This window comes from Pseudoalteromonas sp. SCSIO 43201 (genome assembly GCF_023716725.1).
GTDB lineage: Bacteria > Pseudomonadota > Gammaproteobacteria > Enterobacterales > Alteromonadaceae > Pseudoalteromonas > Pseudoalteromonas peptidolytica.
On sequence record NZ_CP072683.1, the window covers coordinates 2,846,964 to 2,870,383 of the forward strand.

Annotated in this window: 22 protein-coding genes and 1 pseudogene; 9 read left to right on the forward strand and 14 right to left on the reverse strand. The window is 42.8% G+C overall.

What is annotated here, in order from left to right:
- Positions 1–24: 24 nt before the first annotated feature.
- The 4 genes from prfB to xerD form a co-directional block, all read right to left on the reverse strand.
- Positions 25–1,123 (reverse strand): peptide chain release factor 2 gene (gene prfB / locus J8Z24_RS12295; RefSeq protein WP_125250840.1). Its coding sequence is split into 2 segments (ribosomal slippage): positions 25–1,047 and positions 1,049–1,123, totalling 1,098 coding nucleotides; the frame shifts between segments, so codons are not numbered across the junction.
- Between the two features lie 177 nt (positions 1,124–1,300).
- Positions 1,301–3,025, reverse strand: a complete 1,725-nt coding sequence (recJ, locus tag J8Z24_RS12300; protein WP_252094771.1) for a single-stranded-DNA-specific exonuclease RecJ — start codon at positions 3,023–3,025, stop codon at positions 1,301–1,303.
- Between the two features lie 99 nt (positions 3,026–3,124).
- Positions 3,125–3,856, reverse strand: coding sequence for a bifunctional protein-disulfide isomerase/oxidoreductase DsbC (dsbC, locus tag J8Z24_RS12305; protein ID WP_147391064.1), 732 nt, complete (start codon positions 3,854–3,856; stop codon positions 3,125–3,127).
- 97 nt (positions 3,857–3,953) lie between these two features.
- The gene (gene xerD, locus J8Z24_RS12310; RefSeq protein WP_125250971.1) at positions 3,954–4,847 is read right to left on the reverse strand and encodes a site-specific tyrosine recombinase XerD; all 894 of its coding nucleotides are present in this window, start codon (positions 4,845–4,847) and stop codon (positions 3,954–3,956) included.
- A gap of 110 nt (positions 4,848–4,957) precedes the next feature.
- On the opposite strand from xerD, the gene fldB reads away from it, so the two are divergent.
- The gene (gene fldB / locus J8Z24_RS12315; RefSeq protein WP_252094772.1) at positions 4,958–5,482 is read left to right on the forward strand and encodes a flavodoxin FldB; all 525 of its coding nucleotides are present in this window, start codon (positions 4,958–4,960) and stop codon (positions 5,480–5,482) included.
- 46 nt (positions 5,483–5,528) lie between these two features.
- Here fldB and J8Z24_RS12320 read toward each other — a convergent pair whose 3' ends face one another.
- A complete protein-coding gene (locus J8Z24_RS12320; RefSeq protein ID WP_252094773.1) occupies positions 5,529–6,230 on the reverse strand; it encodes a tRNA1(Val) (adenine(37)-N6)-methyltransferase in 702 nt (233 codons plus the stop codon).
- 67 nt (positions 6,231–6,297) lie between these two features.
- Here J8Z24_RS12320 and srmB point away from each other — a divergent pair, with 67 nt between their 5' ends.
- The 4 genes from srmB (at position 6,298) to J8Z24_RS12340 (ending at position 9,852) form a co-directional block, all read left to right on the forward strand.
- Positions 6,298–7,524: an ATP-dependent RNA helicase SrmB gene (gene srmB / locus J8Z24_RS12325; RefSeq protein WP_147391065.1), complete on the forward strand. Its 1,227-nt coding sequence runs from the start codon at positions 6,298–6,300 to the stop codon at positions 7,522–7,524.
- 670 nt (positions 7,525–8,194) lie between these two features.
- Complete coding sequence (locus J8Z24_RS12330; RefSeq protein ID WP_252094774.1) at positions 8,195–8,617, forward strand: hypothetical protein; 423 nt, start codon at positions 8,195–8,197, stop codon at positions 8,615–8,617.
- A gap of 532 nt (positions 8,618–9,149) precedes the next feature.
- Positions 9,150–9,380: a hypothetical protein gene (locus J8Z24_RS12335; RefSeq protein WP_252094775.1), complete on the forward strand. Its 231-nt coding sequence runs from the start codon at positions 9,150–9,152 to the stop codon at positions 9,378–9,380.
- 145 nt (positions 9,381–9,525) lie between these two features.
- Positions 9,526–9,852, forward strand: coding sequence for a hypothetical protein (locus tag J8Z24_RS12340; protein WP_252094776.1), 327 nt, complete (start codon positions 9,526–9,528; stop codon positions 9,850–9,852).
- 28 nt (positions 9,853–9,880) lie between these two features.
- Here the strand turns inward: J8Z24_RS12340 and J8Z24_RS12345 are convergent.
- Positions 9,881–10,829: pseudogene (locus tag J8Z24_RS12345) on the reverse strand (IS110 family RNA-guided transposase).
- A gap of 338 nt (positions 10,830–11,167) precedes the next feature.
- Here J8Z24_RS12345 and J8Z24_RS12350 point away from each other — a divergent pair.
- Positions 11,168–11,701, forward strand: coding sequence for a hypothetical protein (locus J8Z24_RS12350; RefSeq protein ID WP_168756800.1), 534 nt, complete (start codon positions 11,168–11,170; stop codon positions 11,699–11,701).
- A gap of 107 nt (positions 11,702–11,808) precedes the next feature.
- Here J8Z24_RS12350 and J8Z24_RS12355 read toward each other — a convergent pair whose 3' ends face one another.
- Both J8Z24_RS12355 and J8Z24_RS12360 read right to left on the reverse strand, forming a co-directional pair.
- Complete coding sequence (locus J8Z24_RS12355; RefSeq protein WP_005377002.1) at positions 11,809–12,099, reverse strand: type II toxin-antitoxin system RelE family toxin; 291 nt, start codon at positions 12,097–12,099, stop codon at positions 11,809–11,811.
- A complete protein-coding gene (locus J8Z24_RS12360; RefSeq protein ID WP_005377003.1) occupies positions 12,089–12,337 on the reverse strand; it encodes a type II toxin-antitoxin system Phd/YefM family antitoxin in 249 nt (82 codons plus the stop codon). The genes J8Z24_RS12355 and J8Z24_RS12360 overlap by 11 nt, the downstream gene beginning before the upstream one ends.
- A gap of 211 nt (positions 12,338–12,548) precedes the next feature.
- Here J8Z24_RS12360 and J8Z24_RS12365 point away from each other — a divergent pair, with 211 nt between their 5' ends.
- Positions 12,549–12,959, forward strand: coding sequence for a hypothetical protein (locus J8Z24_RS12365; RefSeq protein ID WP_176031917.1), 411 nt, complete (start codon positions 12,549–12,551; stop codon positions 12,957–12,959).
- 195 nt (positions 12,960–13,154) lie between these two features.
- Here J8Z24_RS12365 and J8Z24_RS12370 read toward each other — a convergent pair whose 3' ends face one another.
- The 4 genes from J8Z24_RS12370 to J8Z24_RS12385 all read right to left on the reverse strand — a co-directional run bounded on the left by J8Z24_RS12370 (position 13,155) and on the right by J8Z24_RS12385 (position 17,173).
- Complete coding sequence (locus tag J8Z24_RS12370) at positions 13,155–14,189, reverse strand: S66 family peptidase (RefSeq protein WP_176031918.1); 1,035 nt, start codon at positions 14,187–14,189, stop codon at positions 13,155–13,157.
- 71 nt (positions 14,190–14,260) lie between these two features.
- Positions 14,261–15,466, reverse strand: coding sequence for an NAD(P)/FAD-dependent oxidoreductase (locus J8Z24_RS12375; protein WP_217704576.1), 1,206 nt, complete (start codon positions 15,464–15,466; stop codon positions 14,261–14,263).
- Complete coding sequence (locus J8Z24_RS12380; RefSeq protein ID WP_252094777.1) at positions 15,453–16,862, reverse strand: FAD/NAD(P)-dependent oxidoreductase; 1,410 nt, start codon at positions 16,860–16,862, stop codon at positions 15,453–15,455. Before J8Z24_RS12380 ends, J8Z24_RS12375 begins: the two co-directional genes overlap by 14 nt.
- A complete protein-coding gene (locus J8Z24_RS12385; RefSeq protein WP_125250854.1) occupies positions 16,862–17,173 on the reverse strand; it encodes a 2Fe-2S iron-sulfur cluster-binding protein in 312 nt (103 codons plus the stop codon). The genes J8Z24_RS12380 and J8Z24_RS12385 overlap by 1 nt, the downstream gene beginning before the upstream one ends.
- A 376-nt stretch (positions 17,174–17,549) precedes the next feature.
- Between J8Z24_RS12385 and J8Z24_RS12390 the strand changes: the two genes are divergently transcribed.
- Positions 17,550–17,777: a helix-turn-helix domain-containing protein gene (locus J8Z24_RS12390; protein WP_252094778.1), complete on the forward strand. Its 228-nt coding sequence runs from the start codon at positions 17,550–17,552 to the stop codon at positions 17,775–17,777.
- A 109-nt stretch (positions 17,778–17,886) separates the two neighbouring features.
- On the opposite strand, the gene J8Z24_RS12395 is transcribed toward J8Z24_RS12390, so the two are convergent.
- The gene (locus J8Z24_RS12395; protein WP_252094779.1) at positions 17,887–18,633 is read right to left on the reverse strand and encodes an SDR family oxidoreductase; all 747 of its coding nucleotides are present in this window, start codon (positions 18,631–18,633) and stop codon (positions 17,887–17,889) included.
- A gap of 32 nt (positions 18,634–18,665) precedes the next feature.
- The gene (locus J8Z24_RS12400) at positions 18,666–19,154 is read right to left on the reverse strand and encodes an Lrp/AsnC ligand binding domain-containing protein (protein ID WP_125250857.1); all 489 of its coding nucleotides are present in this window, start codon (positions 19,152–19,154) and stop codon (positions 18,666–18,668) included.
- Positions 19,155–19,558: 404 nt separating this feature from the next.
- On the opposite strand from J8Z24_RS12400, the gene putA reads away from it, so the two are divergent.
- Entirely contained in the window at positions 19,559–23,362 is a 3,804-nt protein-coding gene (gene putA, locus J8Z24_RS12405; protein WP_147390728.1) for a bifunctional proline dehydrogenase/L-glutamate gamma-semialdehyde dehydrogenase PutA, read from the forward strand.
- The last annotated feature ends 58 nt before the right edge of the window (positions 23,363–23,420 follow it).

A 23,420-nucleotide genomic window follows, 5' to 3' on the forward strand; every position in this document is an offset into this window, starting at 1 on the left:
TTAGCTCTTAGTTTAGCTTGTGGATTAAAGGCCTGATTTCAGGCTTGCTTCGATAAATTTATCTAAATCACCGTCTAATACGGCTTGGGTATTGCGGTTCTCAATACCAGTACGCAAATCTTTAATACGTGAATCATCGAGCACGTATGAACGGATTTGGCTGCCCCAACCAATGTCAGATTTTGCATCTTCTTGGGCTTGCTTTTCAGCATTTTGCTTTTGCAGTTCAAGTTCAAACAATTTCGCCTTTAACTGCTTCATCGCTTGATCTTTGTTTTTATGCTGCGAGCGGTCATTTTGACACTGTACAACGGTATTCGTTGGTAAGTGTGTAATACGTACCGCCGATTCTGTACGGTTAACGTGCTGACCACCAGCGCCCGATGCACGATATACATCGATACGAAGATCTGCGGGGTTAATATCAATCTCGATATTATCGTCAATTTCTGGGTAAACGAATACAGAGGCAAATGAAGTGTGACGACGACCGCCTGAATCAAAAGGACTCTTACGTACTAAGCGGTGTACACCAGTCTCAGTGCGCAGCCAACCATAGGCATACTCACCACTCACTTTCACGGTTGCACCCTTAATACCGGCAACATCGCCATCTGTCGCTTCAACGATTTCAGCTTTAAAGCCTTTCGCTTCAGCCCAGCGTAAATACATACGAAGCAACATGTTACACCAGTCTTGTGCTTCGGTGCCGCCGGAACCTGACTGTAAGTCGATATACGCATCGTTGGCATCTTGATCGCCCGAGAACATCCGACGAAACTCTAGCTTTTCCAGTTGCTCAACAAGGCCGTTAACTTCTTGCTCTGCTTCAGTGAAGGTTTCTTCATCTTCAGCTTCCACAGCAAGCTCAACCAAACCTTCTGCATCATCAGCGCCGGCTACAAGGTTATCGATGGTTTCAACGATGACTTCTAGGTTTGACTTTTCTTTGCCCAGTGCTTGGGCTCTTTCCGGCTCATTCCATACAGCAGGATCTTCTAATTCGGCATTAACTTCTTCTAAACGCTCTTGCTTTAGAGCGTAGTCAAAGATACCCCCTAAGAAGCTCTGTACGCTCGCGAATTTCCTTGATTTGGTTAATCACAGGATTCACTTCAAACATTTACCATTACTCCAGAACTAAATTTGTGGGTTTGTGAATTCACAAACAAGCCTGACAATCTGCCAGACTCTAGATTTAAGCGACCAATAGTATCAAATAATAACCGCGCTTAGCATCCCTTAAAGGGAGAATTTTCGTAGTTTTTCTAAAACGCCGCTGACGACGTGCTTACTAACTCTACTGTGCTTGAAGCTCACGAACAATGAGCTGTAAATTATATTTACCACGAAACTCATTAATATCGAGTTGATAAGCAAACAAAGCATGAATTGCTTGGTGATTTGGCCAAGCCCGAACATCAACATTAAACGCTATTGCATCAACCAGACGACCAGAGCGGTGCTTAAGCACAAGTTTTAGGTGCTTCTCACCAACAATGCGCTGCTGCACCAACTCAAATATATCCTGAAATATAGGCTCGCTAAATTGTTGTCCCCATGGTCCTGCCTGTTGTAATTCAAAAGCAAAATCCATGGTGAAACAATCACCTGGTAATTCTCCATCGGTCAAGAGAATGCTTTGTTTTGCTTCCTCAGTCAGGGTTGCACTGACTCGTTGCTCAAATATCCTCTTAAAATTGGCAAATTCAGCTTCTTGAATAGTCAGCCCCGCCGCCATCGCATGACCGCCAAACTTTATAATTAAATCCGGATGCTGGGTATTGATTGACTCAAGCAGGTCACGCATATGCAGACCTTCAATGGAGCGACACGACCCTTTGATCTCACCATTGTCGCCTTGTGCAAAAATAATACATGGACGATGATATTTTTCTTTTAGGCGTCCAGCCAGAATACCTATTACCCCTTGATGCCAATCATCTTGATATAAACACAAGGCGTCTGGCACGGCTTGGCTTTTCAATACTAGCCGTTCCAATACCGCTTGCGCTTCTTGTTGCATGCTTTGCTCTATTTCACGACGTTCAATATTCAAACTATCGAGTTCAGACGCAATACGGCGTGCTTGATTAATATCTTTTGACAACAAACAGGCGATCCCTAAACTCATATCATCAAGGCGACCTGCCGCATTTAACCTTGGAGCCAAAGCAAAACCAAAGTCACTGGCGCTCAACCTTGCAATATTTCGATTCGCAACTTCAATCAAGGCTTGGATCCCAGGCCTTGTTTGACCACTACGGATCCGTGCAAGCCCTTGGTGTACCAGCGTACGATTATTCGCATCCAGCGCCACCACATCAGCAACGGTACCCAACGCGACAATATCAAGTAAAGAAGCTAGGTTAGGTATTGGCTTATTTTGCTCAGTAAAATAATTCTGCAAGCGCAAGTAATGTCGTAGCGCGATTAAGAGATAAAAAGCAACCCCCACTCCGGCGATAGATTTTGATGGAAACTCACAATCAAGGCGATTAGGGTTTACGATTGCATCGGCATTCGGCAGGACATCACCTTGTAAATGATGATCGGTAACAATAACTTTAATGCCCGCTTGCTTGACAATTTCTACACCACGAATGCAAGAAATACCGTTATCAACTGTTATCACTAAGTCGGGGCTAAGCGATACAATTTGCTCAGCTAAAGCAGGGCTTAATCCATATCCCAAACTAAATCGGTCTGGTACAACGTAGTCGACATGCAAAAAGCCAAACTGCGCTAACCCCTCCATCAATACCGCTGTACTGGTAGCACCGTCGGCATCAAAATCCCCTACAATGAGTATTTTTGCTTGCTCTGCGAGTGCTTGCGCTAAGATTTGGCTTGCCAGTTCAATGTCTTTGAACAGCTTAAAGTCGTGTAGCGTTGCCGCACTATTATCTAACTCAAAAGCTGCTTTCACCCCTCTTGCGGCATAAAGCTGCTTGATCACCGGATGTAACGATGATGGTAAATGACTGTCGTCAACCCGCTCTCTCGGTTTAATTTCTGTATACATAACCTTTCACAAACAAAAAAGGCCATAATGGCCTTTTGTATTTTTTATTTCGCTATTTTACCGAGTTCTTGTCGTGAACTCCATCGCTGCGTAGAAGCCTTAAGACTTAGGGCTTTGTGCGTCTAGCATCTGTGAAATTGCAGCAGCTGGTTGATAGCCTGGGATCATAGAACCGTCTTCAAGAATGATGGCAGGCGTGCCCGAAATACCAAAGCTCTGACCTAGTTGATAATGCTCAGCAACTGGTGCTTGACAGTTTTCAACTACTTTTACTTCGCCTCCAGCCTTGGCATCTGTTAAGGCTGCTGCAGCATCTTTGGCACACCAAACATTTCTGAGGTCTTCATAGCCCGAGCCACGTAAGCCACCACGTGGAAAAGCTAAATATTTTACCGTGATCCCTGCTGCTAGATACTCCTCTAACTCACGGTGGAGTTTACGGCAGTAGCCACAGGTAATGTCGGTAAATATAGTGATCTGATGCTTCTCGTTTTCTGCCTTATAGACAATCATTGAATCTTCATATTCAGCAATGCCTTGCTTGCGCACGCCACTTAACGCATCCTCAGTGATATTTCGACGGTTATCAAGGTCGATCATCGTGCCCTGGATTAAATATTTTCCGTCAGCACTTGAGTACAACACTCCTTTATCAGTGATCACCGTCTTCAAGCCCGCAAGCGGGCTATCTTTAATCTCTTTCACCGCAATTCCTAAACCACTAAATTGCGCAGTAATTGGATCAACACTGGTAGTTACTTGATTTTCCGTTTGCTCGGCAAATGCACCGAAGCTTAATGCCAGTGATGCGGCGATAATTAATTTTTTCATGTTATTCTCTCTAAACCTTTTATGACAGGAGACGCACTCCTTGTTGCTACCCACTATGACCGGAGTAACCTGTAAATAATTCCCAAGTAACAAAAATTTAAGCTCTTGGATGATGCTGCTGGTGTAAAGTTTTGAGGCGTTCACTGGCAACATGCGTGTAAATTTGAGTCGTTGACAAGTCACTGTGGCCAAGCATCATTTGAACAACGCGCAGGTCGGCACCATGGTTTAGTAAATGTGTTGCAAAAGCATGGCGTAACGTATGTGGCGATAACGGCGACTTCACGTCTGCCAAAATAGCATAGTGTTTAATTCGATGCCAAAAAGTTTGTCGCGTCATGCCAATGCCGCGCTTTGATGGAAACACAAAATCGGTCGCATGCTTAATCATCAACCCCCGACCTTTTTTAAGAAATTGTTCCAACCAGTGCAATGCTTCCTCTCCCATCGGTACTAAACGTTCTTTATTACCTTTACCCCGCACAAGTACCACAGCTTGTCGCATATTGACCTGCTCCATCCTTAGCCCCACCAGCTCAGTCACTCGCAGCCCTGTGGCATAAAGGAGTTCGAGCATCGCTTTGTCTCGCAGGCCCATAGGGTCTTCACAGTCTGGAGCATTTAACAGTGCCTCTACCTCTGCTTCACTGAGGGTTTTTGGTAATGATGGTGTTGTTTTAGGCTGCGCAATAGTATCTAGTGGCGATTGACTGATTTTTTTTTCACGTACCCAGTATAAATAAAATCGTTTTAATGCGCTGATCGCCCTTGCGCTACTTTTCGCTTTTAGGCCCTTATCAACACGATAAGCAAGATAAGCTTCAATATCTTGAGACGAAACGGCTAATAACGATGTACTCACCTTTTCTTTGGTTATGAACAAAAGAAACTTTTCTAAATCGCTGCGGTAGGCACTAATCGTATTTTCGCTTAGTCCTTGCTCCAAAAAAAGCGCATCGAGAAAGGCTTCAATCAATTGGGTGTCGGACATCTCAAATGGGTATGGTTGGTGTTCGCTCACTGGGCACCTGTATTAATTAGCTACGTCATGATGTAAACTTAGCGGCCATAATACCAGTCAAATTGAAAGTGATAAATACAATGCAAATTGGGTTATTTTACGGCTCCACTACCTGCTATACAGAAATGGCCGCAGAAAAGATTCAAGAAATTATCGGCAAAGACACCGTAACCTTATTTAACATTAAGGATGAGCCGTTAAAAAAAGCAGAGCAGTTTGACTTCCTAATTTTTGGTATCTCTACTTGGGATTTTGGCGAATTACAAGAAGATTGGGAATCTCACTGGGACGATATTGAAGCCGTTGATTTAAGCGGTAAGGTCATTGCGCTATTTGGTATGGGAGATCAACAAGGATATGGTGAGTGGTTTCAAGACGCCCTCGGCATGCTGCACGATAAAATTGCACCACAGCAAGTGACTTTCTTAGGTTATTGGCCAAACAATGATGAATACGAGTTTGAAGCATCAAAGGCGCTTACTGAAGATAACGCTTATTTTGTTGGACTTGCGCTGGATGAAGATAGCCAATACGACAAAAGTGATGAGCGCATCGCCACTTGGATTGAGCAGATCATGACGGAATATACCGAGTTGGAGCAGTAGTACTCACCGAGTTAACACGGCAACCGTGTTAACTCTCCCCTCTCGTTTACATTTTTAAGTAAAACGCTTGGCACAAAGCAACGTACTCTTTGCTGTATTGATTATTTTCATCATAAATCACCAGCCTTTGCTCATCTTTAGTATGGTGACCAAGTTTACTAAATAGCATCAAGCGCCTTGACGGTGCCTTTTTTGGAGTTGTACTGATTGTACAGGCCGAAATGAGAGAGAGATTTCTTTTGTCAGCCAATTGATTAAACAGCAAACTTTCCTGATAAGGCAAAATCACAGCCAACTGACCCAGAGGCGAAGTCAATCTTTCAAACGCAGACAATAAATCGTCAAAGCTTAGGCTGTCTGTATGCCGCGCTCGGTTTCTGGCAGGGTCTTGGCTTTTCAAGCTGGTGTTAAAGTAAGGCGGATTAGACACCATTAAGTCAAACTGAGTTTCGCATTCAAACGCTTGAATTGCAGTATCGCACAACTTAATGTCTGGCCATGGGCTATGGGTAATATTATATTGCGCATCAACGAGTGCCGCTTGGTCCAATTCAACAGCATAAATACTGCTATTTGGGTTGCGCTGCTTACACATTAACGCAACCAAGCCAGTCCCCGCACCAACATCCACAATTGACCTAGCATTCGATACCGGTGCCCAAGCACCAAGTAAGATCCCATCCGTTGAAACTTTCATAGCAGCATGGCGCTGCGTCACTGAAAATTGTTTAAATGCAAACTGAGACATCCTATACCTTTGAGAAAATGCAATAGCAACGTATAATTCCGCTATTGTCCTTTATTTGTGATGCAATATGCAATTTACTGAATTTGATTTAGACGGCAAGCTGATTAGTGCTATTAAGAAAATGGGGTATGAAACTCCTACCAGCATTCAACAGATGGCTATTCCTGAAGCCCTGATTGGTCGAGACATTCTCGCCAGTGCACCAACCGGTACGGGTAAAACCGCTGCATTCTTGATCCCTGCGATTCAGTATTTGCTAGATTTTCCGCGCAAAGAGCCAGGTTTTGCCCGCGTGCTGATCATGACGCCTACTCGGGAGCTTGCCTACCAAATACATGAGCAATGTGAGTTACTGGCAGCAGGTGTTCACCTCAAAATTGGTGTAGTAACCGGTGGAATTAACTATGGTACTCACAAAGAAATTTTTGAGAAGAACAACGATATTCTCATCGCTACACCTGGTCGCTTGATGGAATATCTAGAAACCGAAAACTTCCACGCTGAAAATGTTGAGTTGCTTATTTTAGATGAAGCTGATCGTATGCTAGACATGGGCTTTCGCAAAGAAATGCTACGGATTTGCTCGGAAGCCGTTAACCGTCGTCAGTGTTTTTTGTTCTCTGCAACATTGGAAGGCGAGAGCGTCGAGAAATTTGCTGAGCGTATCTTGCAAGACCCAGCACTACTTGAAGCGACCCCTTCTCGTAAAGAAAAAGGCAAGATCCATCAATGGGTTCATTTAGCTGACAGCTATGAGCACAAGGTTAACCTATTAGCGCAGTTGCTCGATGATGAAGAAGTCACTAAAGCCGTTGTGTTTGTTAAAACCCGTGAAAGACTTGAAACACTGGTGGGCGAACTATTTGCCAAAGGCATAAAAACAACTTGGCTACGTGGTGAAATGCCACAAGATAAACGTATGACTGCTATGGCAAGCTTCCACAGTGGCAAAACAAAAATTCTTGTCGCGACGGATGTTGCCGCCCGTGGTATTGATGTTGCAGACATCAGCCACGTATTCAACTTTGATATGCCACGCACTGCGGATATTTATGTACACCGTATCGGGCGTACCGGCCGTGCAGGGAAAAAAGGCACCGCAGTTTCTTTGGTTGAAGCCCATGATGTTGAAATACTCGGCAAAGTTGAGCGTTATACAGACCAAAAACTTAAGCGCCGCGTAATTAAAGGCTTAGAACCTAAACATAAAGAAGCCAAGGCACCGAAAAAGAAAAAAGATCCCGCTAAAATCAAAGCGAAAAAGAAAGCTGCCAAGGTTAAAAAGAAAAAGTAATAAAAAAACCAGCGTCAATACGCTGGTTTTTTTATGCCCAATTTGATCAAGTGCTAATCTGGATAAGCCTTAGCTTTTTGACTTAGCAAAAACTCACATTCTCAGCTCTAGCATTACTTACTGCTGTATTTGCAGCACTTTGTCATGCGCGAGAACCCGGTTTTAGTGTAGAGATACGCTTCGCGCTAAAAGTCGGCCTATCGGAAAACGCTTTTGACCAAAGTGATAGAAGTGTTTACATGCTTTTTACTTCACTTCCTCAGCTTGAATGTTAATCTAGATGGGTGTCACTTATTTTCTCTGCTATTCCTAAATCGAAAATGCCCCAAAACAAGCTAGAAAACTTTGCTCAACGGGGTATCATCGGTTCTAACCGAATATTGCTTAGTCAGCATAAATTTGACGATATGGTTTAAAAATGGCGAACGAGCTTTCATTGAGTTAGCTCTAAAAGTTGACTGTATTTATATACAGTTTCGCCGTACTTCTCCTATAGTCAAGAAAACGACCCTCAGGGTCGTTTTTATCCTTTTCATAATGATGAAAAATATCTGTATAGCAACAAGTTAGTTATTATGATAAAACTGGTACAATGAGATTAATGACCCATGACTCGGTAGAGAAACGACCCATTGGGTCGATATTAAATTGTTATAAGGCGTAGGCAATCATGGATAAACAGTCGAGAATGGAGCTAAGGAGAAAGGCTGGATGTAGAGATTTACCAAAACCTCAAGTGAAATATCAGGGTCCTGAGTATTCAATGTCTTTTGCTTGTTGTGAGTGTAGAACTTCGAATATGCGCCAATTTAATCTTACTCCATGTGATTACCCTGAGACCATTGAATGTCCTATTTGTAAGGGAGTTGCAGTTAACTTAGGTCGTCACTTTAAACCACCTAAGAAATCGGATTTAGCTCAGTGGAAAAAAGTTAAATTTTTAATTGAACACGGATTCCTATTTCAAAAAATTCGTACTACTAAAAACAGCTATGAGAGTGTTCCTTACCCAGAAACCCTAGCTCAAGCAAAAAAATTCGTAGTAAAGTACCGTCAGTATGCGGTGCAATCGCCTTATAACAAAGCAAATTAAAGTGCGGACAAAAATCAGTTGGCTTTGTTCGTACCTCACAAATTTTAGCCAACGATTTTTTGCCGTTTATTTGCGGCGTTATATGCCATACAGGGTTTCGTCGAATGGCATATTTAAAATAAGTAGGTATAGCTGAAATTGAGCCAGCTTTAATAATTATGACTACTAGACAAAATGATAACTAAGCGTAAGTTACTGTTTCAATACTTACTATTATACCCAGCGTATACAGTTATAGCGCTGGCAGTACTTTGTGGGGTTTTATCTATTGCTTATGGGTGGTCTTATAGTTACACAAAGTCATTTTTCTTAGTTTCTTCTATTTTTCTTGTTGTGTTGTTTTATATACTAAATTTCAGGGCGATAATTCAGGCTCTGTTAGCTAAGAAATTGAAGTAATTTAATAAATGGCATATAACAAGTGCCTAAACCAAAAGGGACGCAAAATAGCAGGCTGCGCTCCTTCGTCGCTAAGTTTAGCCTGCTATTTTGCGCCGGTTAGGCAAGCGTTATATTTCCTTTGGAGTCTGTCGTGATTCTTAACAATGAGTATGAGGTCACGATTGCAAGTGATGTCAGTAACGGTCGAGACGGAATAGGAGTTGAGATTTACTTCAAGGGTAAGTTGATACTTGAGATATTTCGTGATGACACAAAAAAGTCGCGTGAAGTGACAAGTTATAACAAAGATATACCGCTAGAGGTTGTTGAAGCTTCTATAGAATTATTTAAAAAAGAAATACCTTGGGATTTCCAAGGTTAGTTCATTGGAAATATAACAAGTTAATTAAACAATGGACGCAAAACAGCAGGCTTGCGCTCATTCTTCGCTTGGTTTAGCCTGCTATTTTCCGCCGTTTATTAAGGCGTTAGGGTAAATAGTCAAACTTCCTAGGGAATTTTAAAGGATGGAAATTTATATTTTAATTGAATGTCAGCAGGATGAACTATCGCCCTTAAATACTAGATTGATCGAAATTGAGAGAGTTAAGGGCAAATTCAAATTAATTCGTTCAGAGTATAATTATTTGGGTGAGGGGATTATTGACGCCGAAATCGATGAGGATGAAGACGGGTTATATTATTTCTCATTCACCACACTCGAAAATGAGCCTCGGCAATTCATTTGTGAAGGTGCAGAGAACTCAGAATATATCCATGGTGACATATTGTCTGACGGAATAGAGTGTGGTGAATTTATTTTAAGAAACATCACCAATGTGTCGTTACCCTAACAAGAGACTATGGCGTCAATAGCTAATTTTAAGCTGTTGGCGCTTCCCACATTACACCTTCCCTAAGCATAGAATTTAAGATCACAATCATTTTGCGAACGCACGCAATAAGCGCCACTTTTTTCGGTTTTCCGGCAGAAACTAGCTTTTGATATTGACCTTTAAAAACTGGGTTAGATTGTATTGCTGACATCATGGCCATGTATAAAACAGTCCTAACTTGATGGCGACCTCCTTGTATTTTTCTGAGACCTTTGAAGCGACCGCTCTCTCTATTTATCGGTGCAACTCCAACTAATGCGGAAGCTTGTTTGTTGGTCATATATCCCAGTTCAGGAGTTACTAATGATGGATGCTGCCGCGATTTTTCCAATGCCTTTCATGCTTTGAAGTAGATGATTTTTAGCCTGATATTCGGGACATGACTCGATTAATTTGACGATTTTATTTTCTATTTTATTTATCTGATTTTTAAATGCAGTGAGGATAGGCTTTATTGTCATAGCGAGTTCTTTTGGCAATATCTGAAGACGGTTTTTCTCCATTGTTTGCATGACGAGTAACTGGTTTCTGCGTGCTACTAAATCGCTCATAAGCTGCATAGTTTCGGGCTTTAACTGAGATAACGATGGTTTAATAGCTTCACCATAGTGAGCAATAAGTTTAGCGTCGAGCTTGTCCGTTTTAGCGCGTTGCCCAATAGCGCCAGCAAAGCGTTTTACATGAACTGGGTTAGCAATTACAAAAGGTAAACCTGCTTTAGCACATGCCATAATGAATGGCATTTCTAATCTACCGGTAGCCTCGATAATAATGCGTTCAGGTTTATGCTTTTTAATCTTATTAACGGCTTCACTAATGCCTTTATCATCGTTGGAAACAGTAAAGTAAATATCTAAAGGTCGAATATAAATATCGAGTTGAGATTTACCGGTATCGACACCGATGTTAATGCTTTGATTTGTTTTAGTATTCATATAAGCTAACCCTTGCTTGCATAATGCGGGCTCGAGGCCCAGTAGACTATTCGAGTGTGGTGCTTGGAGTCTTTTACAGCGTTCTTTCTTGTTATCGGTCTCTCAACAGAGGAGCCTTTGCTCAATCGAACTACTGTAAAAGAAGGCTTTAGTTGCAGCTAAAGCTTGGGCCTCACCTTACCCTAAATCGGTATAAAAAGAACAATTAAGATGGGTGTATTATCCATACAAGGCGCTTAACACGTGTGTCACTGCGTGCCACACTGGGACACAAACGCGGCGCGCCTTCGGCATTATAGCGCCACGTTCGTGCCCGTTAGCTTAGCGTTAGGTTTACTATGGATAGGTTCATCTTCATCACATTACTGTTTATTGCAATATCTGGTTGCTCATCAAAAGGAGGTTTTGTTAAATATGCCAATCCTGATGAGCAATTTATTGATATTCATGGAGATATTGAGAAACCTTTGACATATGAAATCAAGGTTGAGTACAGAACACACTCACAAGTAAGCCAATGTAATAATTATCATATAGCGCTCGGTAGAGACGTAGCTCAACAATTTGAAATCAATTATCGGCCTGAAATAATTGGTGAATTACATTCGATAAGAGTTCCATTACAAGAGTTAGATCCTACTACTATTTGTAAATGGAAACCCGTAATGGTCTTTGTTTGCATTGGTTCAGAAACTAAAGAACCTACAAGCTGTACTAGTGTATTTTCATTTAGAGGCGTTCACGATATTGATCCGATTACCACTTTGGAATGTTTGGAAAATAGCTTTTGTTTCGACAGTAAAAGTAATATTAAGTCAGGTGCTATTAATGAGTTTAACAAAAGTTATCAACTGAACTTGGTGGTAAAGTAAACCTAACAAACGCATTAATGAATGGACGTCTAAAGCTTGGCTGACGCTCGTTCCTCGCTAATTTTAGCCAAGCTTAATCCGCCCATTATGCGGGCGTTATACCGTAATCAATCATCTAGCCTTTTCATAGCTTTACGGTAAACATCGCTACGTTCGCGTTTTCCGACTGCTAAGACGGTTACAATGATGACATCGTCTTCAACTTTGTAGACGAGACGGTAGCCCGATTGACGCAACTTAATTTTATACATGTTGTCAGCTCCAGAAAGCTTTGAAGCCGGAACATGTGGGTTATCTAAGCGCTCGATTAGCTTTTTCTTAAATTGTTGTTGTAGAGTAGAGCCAAGCTTTTTCCACTCTTTGAGTGCGCTCTTTTTAAAGTCGAGTTTATAGGTCATCAATATTTACCGAAATGCTTTCTTCAGATTCACGCTCTTTAGCGATAGCTAGTAGTTCAAGATCTTCGAGTCTGTCCATCATCATTTCGTACGCTTCGGCAGGTACGCAATAAAATGCCGGCTCATTTCGGTTTAGTACAGCAACAGGTTCGCCATAAGCACTAGTTGCAACTTTCATAGGGTTAGCTTTCAACTCAGTAATGCTTGCAGCAACATCGGCTAAAATTCTAGTGGTCATATAATCGGTCTCTTAGGTGGTCTTTATGTTGGTCATTTTAGTCTCAACCAAGCGGTATAACAAGGTGTTCAAGTGGGATTTGGCACGCGTGGCATTTTTAATATGCGTTGAGTTCAGTGTTTAAGGCGCGTTGCAGAGGCTTTTGTATTGCGTGCCAGCACCCCTTAACGCGGCGTTGGTACCTTTATCACTTCTTAATTAAAGGTGAATCATGAGTAACTCACTGTCTCTCAAAGACTGGATCGACTTGTTAGAAAAAAACCACGATAAAGTAGTTACCTTGTGGACTATGTATTTAACATTTGTAGTAGCAATATCCGCAGGAGTTATTAGTTCAGGAGAGAAACTTAATACAAGTGGAAAATATCTAGTAAGTATTTCTTTCTTGATCTTCACAATAATACATTTGGTTGAACTGATGCGCCGTTATAAAGCCATGAACATAATATCTATCGAAATTAAGTCTATTAGTGAAAGTGATGAAAGCTTGTTAGATAGTTCCAAAAACTGGCTAACAAATATAAATGTTGTGTCGCCAAGTATTGTCTTTGGCATTAGCATTGTATCGACACTTTTGGTGATGATATTGATAAACTATTTACCTTCTACCATAGGTACATAACAGCATGATTAAGCTGTTGGGCGTCTTATCATGACGCAAGCCCATAGAATTTTTATGCGAAATTCACCTAATACAGCCAACGGCGCAAAGCGTTTCTGTCCAAAAAGTGTAAGAGCGAGCCTGTTTCTCGCTCATAACAGCCAATCAGATAAGGCCTAAATCCTTCACCTTCGCAATAAGGTCGAACATGAGCCATTAGAGTAAGTCAAATACCGGCTCTATCGCTTCTAGACTGAAGTTGTCCAGATCCAAGCGGTGCTGTATTCCTAACGGCAAAATCCACTGCGGATCAGTGTGACCAAAATCAAGCCGAGTTATTACAGGTAAACTCTTACAGCCAAACTCATCACGAACCACAGATACAATCACATCATCAAGCGCCGTCATCTCCTGCTCGCTGTAATCCCGAGCGCGGCCAATCATCAAGCCGGATATTTTTTCAAACACGCCCATTACGCCATAGTTACGTAACCAAAACCGAACATAGTCTTGACTGGGTTTATCCTCAGAGGTCTCTAAGAACAACAATTTTCCCTGCCAAAATGACGGTGATGGCCAGTATTTCGTGCCTTTTAGCATCTCCATCACTTCAAAACAGCCGCCAAATAGCTGCCCTTCTACTTGCCCCGCCCCTTGCAGTACTTTTGGGCCATTTGTCGCGATTGTGGGATGTAATTTACCTACATTTTCTGGTATCGCCCACTCTGGATAGCCATGAGAATAGCTTTTAAATATTGGATAGTGGATTTCACCGAACAGTGCCTGCGCTAAATATGCTTGATATTCAGCACTAGCGTTGTGGCACTGGGAGAAACCGGCCATGACCGACGGGCCGTTAAAGGTGACTAGGCCCCATTGGTTCAGGAGTGTAGTGAGGGTAGAAAAGTCAGAATAGCCCATCATAAATTTGGGATTATTGATGATAACGGATTTGTCTAAATAAGGCAGGATCCGCGCTGAATCGGAGCCACCAATAGAAGAAATTATCCCGGCTATATTCTGATCTGCAAAGGCGTCATTAATGTCCTTTGCGCGTAGCTGCGGCGATGAAAAAATCACATCTGCGGCCAGTCGCGTCGAGGGCATCTCTACTACATTCAGCCCAAGCGAACGCAGGTTTTTTACGCCTTGCTCAAAAATGTGGGGAAATGTGCCTGGGCCTCCCCAGCTAGGCGATACCACTGCGATGGTATCGCCTTTGTTTAGCCTCTTTGGCTTGAGTAACTGCACCGTAAATTTAACCTTAATAGCGCTTTTGGTATGTACTACCCATATCCTATTAAAGCATCTAAATCAACTGGTTAGTCAAACCTCTCAACTCGAAATGGAGTTAGGTCAACGGAGGTTGGCTTACCCATAACCAACTCTGTTATAAGCTTACCCGTGATTGCAGACATGAGTATTCCTGTTCTGAAGTGGCCACACGCATTGATATACCCTTCTACACCCTCTACATGTCCTAATATTGGCAGCTCATCAGGCGTACCTGGCCTGAGCCCAGCCCAACATCGTTTTATACTCGACTCTTTCAATACGGGTAAACACTTCATTGCACCTTGAGACAAGGTTTGAATTTTGTCTAGGCTATTGGTCGTATCAAAGCCTTTTTCTTCTGTTGACGAGCCAATTAAGATCTCTCCATTGTCTTTTTGGGCAATATAACAATCGCTAGTACTAATACAGCCATTCAATACCTTGGGCATACGCTCTGATAAAACAATTTGCCCTTTCACTGGGTATACCGGCATGTGCTTGTCCGTTGCTTGATGATAAATCTCATCAGCCCACGCACCAGCGGCGTTAACCAGCGTATTACAATATAGGGTATCCGTTGGTGTTTTTACCCCGATTACCTTGTGACCATCACGTAAGACTTCGACTACTTCGGTATTTAAAAAAAGCTCAACACCATTTTGACGCGCCCCTTCTGTGTAGGCGTCAACCAAGCGGTATGGATTAACTTGGTGATCGCAAATAAAGTCTATTGCACCAATTGCATCAGGCGTAATATAGGGCTCTTCTTCTCTTAATTGTTGCTGATCTAACCACCTTATTTGCGAAGATAAATGTGGGATCCCAGAAACAATACTGTCTGCATAAACTTCATCATCACGATTGTACATTATGAACTTGAGCCCAGTCCGCTCAAATTTAAAATCCACTTCGTGTCTTGTAAGCATTTCTTCGTGAAGCGCTGGATATAGCTCATTTGACTTCAATGCTAATTCAAAAAAGCACTCGGGCAGCTGGTGTGGTCGCAATGTTTCTGCGGCAGCGGTGTCACCTTCACTTTGCAATTTCGACAGCGTTTTAAAAAAGATGACCCCACAACCAAGCCCTACAGACTCGCCGATTGCCCACAGCCCACCAGCTGAAGCGCGCGACGCGTTTCCTGGCTTTTTTAAGTCTACTAGTGCTATCTTCAAGTCAGTATCACGGCTAAGAAAATAGGCACAAGCAGCCCCTATCACTCCGCCACCGGCAATAACGACATCATACTGCTTCATTATTATTCTCCAGTAATGTAAATGGTATTGGGTCGAGCGGAAATCTGGGTCTGATCACCCCAAGTGTTTCAATGTGCCCTTCTGCATGTAATCTATCTAGCGCATAGCTTGAACACATCTTTCCTTGGCAATCTCCCATGCCAATTCGGGTTCTCATCTTGATACTAGATAAGTCTTTTGCACCTTGCGCTAATGCGACATCCAGTTGTTGACGCTTCACTTGCTCACATCGGCAGATAACAGTATCAGGTTTAGTCAGAGCTAATAACCCTTCACGTCTTGCCGAAAAGCGGTCAAATCCGGCTCTAAACTTTTGAACTTGTTTACGTTGACGTTTTAGTTTGCGCATTCTGCGATGATACTGTGCTTCATTAAAGCAGTGCTGTTCATAAGCCAGTGCTGTCGCCGCAATTTTTCCTTCAATAATGGCAGCTTCGGCACCTAACAAACCATTACCATCACCACAAACATATACGTCATCTAGGCTACTTCGCAGGTTGTCATCAAGCATTGGTATGTAACCATTAGTACCAGTATATTGATGCGAAAGTCCTAGCAACATCGCCAACTGGGTTCTTGCAACAAATCCATACCCCACACCAAGGCTATCAACTTCTAAGTGCTGCGCTTTTGAGACATTTGCATGCCAATTCTCATCAAATGGTGCCACGGTGATCCCTGATAGTTGGCTTTGACCTTCAGCTTTGACAATACCGTATCCATACTTGAACGGGATTTGATGCTTTTTCAAATACGCCAACATACTTAAACCAGACAAAGTCAGCGTTGGCCGCTGCAAAAGTGCAACGGTTTCTTTTGCTAAATCGCTAAAACGGCTGGCTTCAAATACGCCAACAACTTGCGCTCCAGCTTTATGTAGCTGACAAGCAACCAAAGGCAATAGCGGCCCAGTTCCCACCAACGCAACTTTACGCCCTGGGCGGACTAAACCACTTTTTAGCTGCAACTGCATCCCACCCATTAACATCACACCAGGTAATTGCCAACCATCAAAAGGGACACTACGTTCATGGCAACCTGTCGCGAGAACTAGCTTGTTATATTCAATTTGTGTGATTTTCTCTTGAGCTTGCAATAACAAACAATTCTTACCCTCAGGACCAAGTACTTTGGTTTGAAGTTGCAGTGTTATATCCTGTTCATACTGGGAGTATCGAACTTTAAGTGCCGCCATAGAGCGCTTCAAATTTTCATCCAAATGTGGCAATTTCGTGGTCTGGCGTAACGGCCCCCGATAAATTACCCCTCCGATTTTTGAAGCCTCATCAATTAAGGTACTTTTTAGTCCATATTTAGCCAGCTCTGCCGCGCAGCTCACACCCGCAGGGCCTGCCCCAATAATAACTATCTTTTCTGGTTGGTCAGCAGCCATCATCAAGCTCCCACCTGCTTAAAACGATTTTGTTTTGTTTCAATTTGCATATTTGGTTGCACCAAAGTTTGACAGGCTTTTTGTTTGTGTTGTTTATTAATAGTCACCTGACAACAGTGACAAACGCCCATCCCACAGTAAGCGCCTGACACCACTTGACGATCATTTTCCATAATCTGTTTGTAATTTGCTGCCAATAAAACCGATAGGACCGTTTCGCCATCACAGGCGTTAACTGCAATTTCATCAATTTTGATTTTGAACTGCAAACCCTCTGGTTCCGTTATATCTTGTGTTCTTGATAGTTCCGACATGAAACATACTCCTTCAATAAATTCGCACAAATTTTACTACTTAAACTTAAAAAATAAACATTTTATTTACTTTATTTACTGCAATTTGATCTGAATTAAACTTATAACTGGACCGCTATAACTTTGATCAATTCGGTGCAATGTATGCTTTGTTATCACTAAAGTTGTGCAATCCACGTGAACAAACAAGAATAAAAAGCATATAAATCATAAACTTGAGTTTTGGCATGGTTCTTCCTTATTCCCTGTTGCATTCACACAAGGAGCAACATCATGAATACCATCTATCAAACTATGTATTTACTTTGGCATGTTGACGTTAGTGTCTGGCCCATACATGACACGACAATTACGCTCAGCAACGAGGAGTAAATTTATGACGACCTCAAAGTTAAAAACTGCAATACGTGCAGTAAAAAATGACATGCTCACCCCATCACAAGCGGCGCAGACTTTTGGCATCCCAAAGCGTAAGCTATATGATGCGCTGCGCCAGTCTGATCAAAAACAGCAAACACATTGGCAGAAACTAATGCAAGAAAAAGCCAACCTTGAACGCAGCTTGGCGAAGGTTAATAGGGAGTTATATGAAAAGTTTATCTAGAGCAGCTGTATGAATAACAGCACACGAAGCACCTTAATTAACAATAATAAAGTTAGGACTTTCGTTGGTGAGCGTGGTAGCTATCATGCTCACCATCTTTTACTGCACGTTACTTACCACCAGCCAGATCAATAAACCCACCAGTTGTAAAACTTGCTTCATTACTGAGTAACCAAGCGATCGCATTGGCAACTTCTTCTGCGGTTCCACCACGTTTTAGCGGCAGTGCACTTGCAAGTCTATCGACTCTTTGCGGCTCACCACCATCAGCGTGAATATCGGTATAGATACAGCCTGGCCTGACACCATTTACGCGGATCTGCTCAGCGGCGAGTTCCAAAGAGAGACCTTTAGTAAAACTGTCTATTGCCCCCTTGGCCGCAGCATAGTCCACGTATTCATTAGCGCCACCTAAATAAGAAGCTGCCGACGATACATTCACAATAGCGCATTGTGATGGATTAGCGCTCAAACGCATGTGCTTGATAGCTTCACGCGCACAAATAAAATAAGGAGTAACATTATGGGTCAGCATTTTATTGATGCGTTCTGCGCTCATGTGCTCTACTCTCGTCTGAGTACTCAACACTCCAGCGTTATTGACCAAATGCGTTACCATGCCGATATCGGCTTTGATTTTATCAAACATCGTCATCACAGCTTGCTCATCGGTGATATCTGTTTGAACAACGAAAGCTTTACCACCACTGGTAATAATGCTGTTAGCGACGCTTTGTGCCGCTTGATGATTTTGTTTATAGTTGATGATCACCGTATAGTTACGTTGACCTAAAAGACGTGCGGTCGCGGCACCAATTCCACGACTCCCACCTGTAATAAGTACGACATTTTGCATTCACTATTCCTTTATTGGCTTAAACTAACATACTACTGGTAATTCAGCACTTCTACACCCATATCTTCTTTAACGTGTTCAATTACCATATACGTATGGTTAGTACCAACTCCCGGTATTTCAACAATTTGCCCCAACACTTCACGGTATTGGCGCATGTCCTGAACTCGGATTTTAACCAAGTAATCGAACCCTCCCGCCACCATGTCACAAGAAACAACATTGGGAATGTGGACTATATGCTGTTTGAATACTTCAAACACCGCTTCTGTTGAGCTCTTTAACGTGATCTCTACATGTGCGACTAAATGCTGTCCTAATTTTGCCGCGTTTAATCTGGCGGTATACCCTTCAATATACCCTTCCGCTTCAAGTTTTTTTACTCGATCAAGACAAGGACTTGGGCTCAAATTTACCTCTTTTGCCAAATTTACATTGGAGATCCGGCCATTGCGTTGCAACGCATCTAAAATCGCTAAATCAATGCGGTCAAGTACCCGAGTTTTAATAGAAGTCGTCATATCAGCATAAAATTTTGTGAGGCTGTGAGATTACCCGCAAATTTACCGTATTCCTTAAAAATAAAACAGCATATTCTGCTGTCTTTTCGATAGAATGCCCGCGAAATTAACGATAAAAGACAACGCTGTACATTTCACGTTTTTACACAGCCTTGTTTGAACATTTACATTGTGCATTCTGGCTAAAATTTGAACGCATCTCTAGGTGTGTTATGGTTAGCAATGTGACTGCATCATTTTGTCGTAATTGCGTCTATCTATAAAAGTGGAACTACATATTAATCCAACTTGCCAGCTTGGGTATGCTTTTATTTGGAATGGTAGTGCCGAGTTCACGTTAAGTGTAACTTTTTAGGTAGATTCGAATTACATGTATTTTTGACTCCAATTTTTGAGGGTTGCTTATGCTTTATAACGGCGATTTGACAACTAACTGTCCTATCCGACAAAAGATCCGTGACTTTTACCGCATTGATGAAAACGCAGTAATTGATCATATTTTACCTTTAGCTGAGGTAGGCGTTACAGCTCGAAGCCGAGCATGGGAACGTGCACGTCAAATGGTTTTAAATATCCGTAGAGATCAAGATGGTCAAAACGGCGTTGACGCGCTTTTAAATGAATTCTCTCTTTCTACTGAAGAAGGCGTGGTGCTCATGTGCTTGGCAGAGGCCTTGCTTCGAGTACCAGACAAAGCGACACAAGAAAGCCTGATCCGCGACAAGCTGGCAAAAGGTGATTGGAGCTCACATTTAGGTAGCAGTGACTCGTTATTCGTTAACGCGTCAAGCTGGGGGCTATTAGTTACCGGTAAAATGGTGAACTACTCAGACAAAAATAAAGAAGAGCAATTTGGTGTGCTTAAGCGCACAATTGGTCGTCTTGGTGAGCCTGTTATTCGTAAGTCTGTGAACTACGCGATGAAGATCATGGGTAAGCAGTTTGTAATGGGTGAAACCATTCAAGACGCCATCGTTCGTGCAGCTGATAAAGAACAAAAAGGATATGTATACTCGTACGACATGCTAGGCGAAGGTGCACGTACGATGAAAGATGCGGATCGCTACTTCCAAAGTTATATGAGTGCAATCCACGCTATTGGTAAAGCGGCCAAAGGTCGTGGCCCGGTGAAAAGCCCAGGTATCTCAGTTAAACTTTCAGCGATTCATCCACGCTACGAATTTACACATCGCGATCGCGTGATGAGCGAGCTTGTGCCTAAGTTAAAAGAACTTGCCGTTGCCGCTAAACAATACGATATTGGATTTACGGTAGATGCTGAAGAAGCCGATCGCTTAGACATCTCATTAGATGTAATTGAAGCCGTATTCTCAGACGAAGCGCTTGGCGATTGGAACGGTTTTGGCCTTGCGGTACAAGCATACCAAAAGCGTGCTATTTTTGTAGTTGAGTGGGTTGCCGAACTGGCACGTCGCGTCGGCCGTAAATTAATGGTTCGCCTTGTAAAAGGTGCTTATTGGGATACTGAAATCAAAACCACACAACAAGATGGTCTTGAGCACTTCCCTGTTTTCACCCGTAAAGCAACTACAGACGTTTCTTATAAAGCCTGTGCTATCAAGCTACTAGAAGCCCGCGATGTATTGTTCCCACAATTTGCAACACATAATGCGTATACCGCTGCGACTATCTTAGAAGTTGCCAAAGGCGACAATAAGGGCTTTGAATTCCAGCGTCTACACGGCATGGGTGAGTCTCTTTATGATCAAATCGTCGAAAACGAAGGTATTCAATGCCGCGTTTATGCGCCGGTTGGTCAGCACGAAGATCTACTCGCGTATTTAGTGCGTCGCTTGCTTGAAAATGGTGCTAACTCATCATTCGTAAACGCGATTGTTGATACATCTAAGCCTGTTGAATCATTGCTCCCAGATCCTGTAGAAACACTGCAAGGTCTACGTAACCGTTATAATACACAGATTAAATTACCAATTGAGCTGTATGGTGATGAGCGTCCAAATTCAAAGGGTAAAGATTTAACCGACATCAACGATTTAGCGCCGTTCAAAGCAAACCTAGACAATTGGTTTAACGAGCACCTGATCGACGAAGCTCAAGTACCTGACGGCCATCTTGCAGTAAGAAATCCAGCCAACCACAAACAGGTTATTGGTGCTGTGCCTTTACACGATGAAGCATATATGCAGAGTGTATTAACAAATGCAGATGCTGCATTTGAAAGCTGGTCACAGACACCTGTAGAAGAGCGTGCAAATTTACTACGCCGCACGGCTGACATTCTTGAGCGTCATCATGACGAGTTAGTTGCCATCTGTATTAAAGAAGCAGGTAAAGTCACTCAAGACAGTATCGATGAAGTGCGTGAAGCTGTTGATTTTTGTCGCTACTATGCAGCCCGCGCTGAAGAGCTGTCTAAAGACGAGCGCTTTGAAGCCCGTGGCGTGATTTTATGTATTAGCCCATGGAACTTCCCACTGGCAATCTTCTTAGGTCAAGTGGCTGCGGCTATTGTGACTGGTAACACCGTTATTGCAAAACCTGCTGAACAAACCAGTATGATTGCACTACGCTGTATCGAGTTGATGCACACTGTTGGCTTACCTCAGCACGTGGTACAGCCTGTTATCGCTCGTGGTAGCGAAGTAGGTAAACATATTGTACCAGATGAACGTATTCAAGCTGTGATGTTCACCGGCTCAACTGAAACTGGTACGCTTATCTCTCAGATCCTTGCTGAGAGAAACGACATTCAGGTTCCGTTGATAGCGGAGACCGGTGGTCAAAACTGTATGATCGTTGATTCAACTGCACTGCCAGAGCAGGTTGTGGATGATGTGATTTCTTCAGGTTTCCAAAGTGCGGGTCAACGCTGCTCTGCCCTTCGCGTGTTGTTCTTACAAGACGATGTTGCCGACGGCATCATTGAAATGATCCAAGGCGCGCTTAAAGAGCTACATATCGGCGATCCATCGCTATTATCTACAGACGTAGGTCCAGTAATCGACGAAAAAGCACTGACGACATTAACCAAGCATGCAGAATACATGAAGGCTAATGGTAAGTTATTGTTTGAAGCGAAAATACCAGACAATAGTGAAAATGGCGCTTATTTCTTTGCTCCTCGCTTATATGAGATCTCTGATTTATCCGTATTGAAACGTGAAGTATTTGGTCCTATTGTTCACATTGTGCGCTTTAAGGCTGAAGACTTAGATAACGTTATCGATCAGATCAATGGAACCGGCTACGGCTTAACCATGGGTGTTCATTCTCGCATCGAAGAGCGCTGCGAATACCTAGCTAAGATGTCGCGTGCGGGTAACGTGTATGTAAACCGTAATATGATTGGTGCAATAGTAGGCGTACAGCCATTTGGTGGCCGTGGATTATCTGGTACGGGTCCAAAAGCAGGTGGTCCAAACTACCTACTTCGCCTAGTAAAAGAGAAAGCATCTCCTGACAACGTACAAATGACCGACCTCACACCGGATGAGCTGGAGATCCACCACTTCCCAGGTGCGGTTGAGCAGGTTGAAAAATTAATGCGAAACTCTATGCGTGACGAAAAAATTTGGCGTCGTACCGCATTGAATGATCGAGTTTCTGCGGTACGTCAGTTACTTGCCAAGGTAGCAACTGTCGATATTATCGACGAGTTAGCTGATGACCTTGCGCTAACCCTGTCTGATGCACGTGCTCAGTTGAACCGTTTAGAAAAGCGTATGCGTACTTACACTACACTACCGGGTCCTACAGGTGAATCGAATACCCTTCACCTTGAGCCTCGTGGTTGCGTTGTTGTGTATGCTGACAAGAGCACTTCATTTAACTTCTGGGCAATCTCTATTATCACCGCGCTTGCTGCTGGTAATACGGTTATTACCGTTGCATCAGACTTATTCTATGAAGAGGCATTAGCATTTAGAGATAAGTTTATCTCTACTGGTGTTGCTGAAGGTGTTTTCCAAGTAGCGAAGCAAAATCAGCTACAAGCAATCTTGGCACATCCGCACCTTTCTGGCGCAGTTGTGGCAGCACGTTCTTCTCGTTTAGGTTACTTCTCACAGCAACTAGCTGAGCGTAAGGGCGCAATTCTTCCAGTGATAAGTGCCGAGTATTACGATACCTTAATTAATCGCCTTGTGACTGAGAAAACCATCAGTATCGATACCACAGCCTCTGGTGGTAACACGTCACTGATGACACTCGTTGAAGACGAAGAGTAATACAGTGATCTCAATCGCTATGTCTACCATAGCGATGTCACCTACCGAAGCCAGCGAA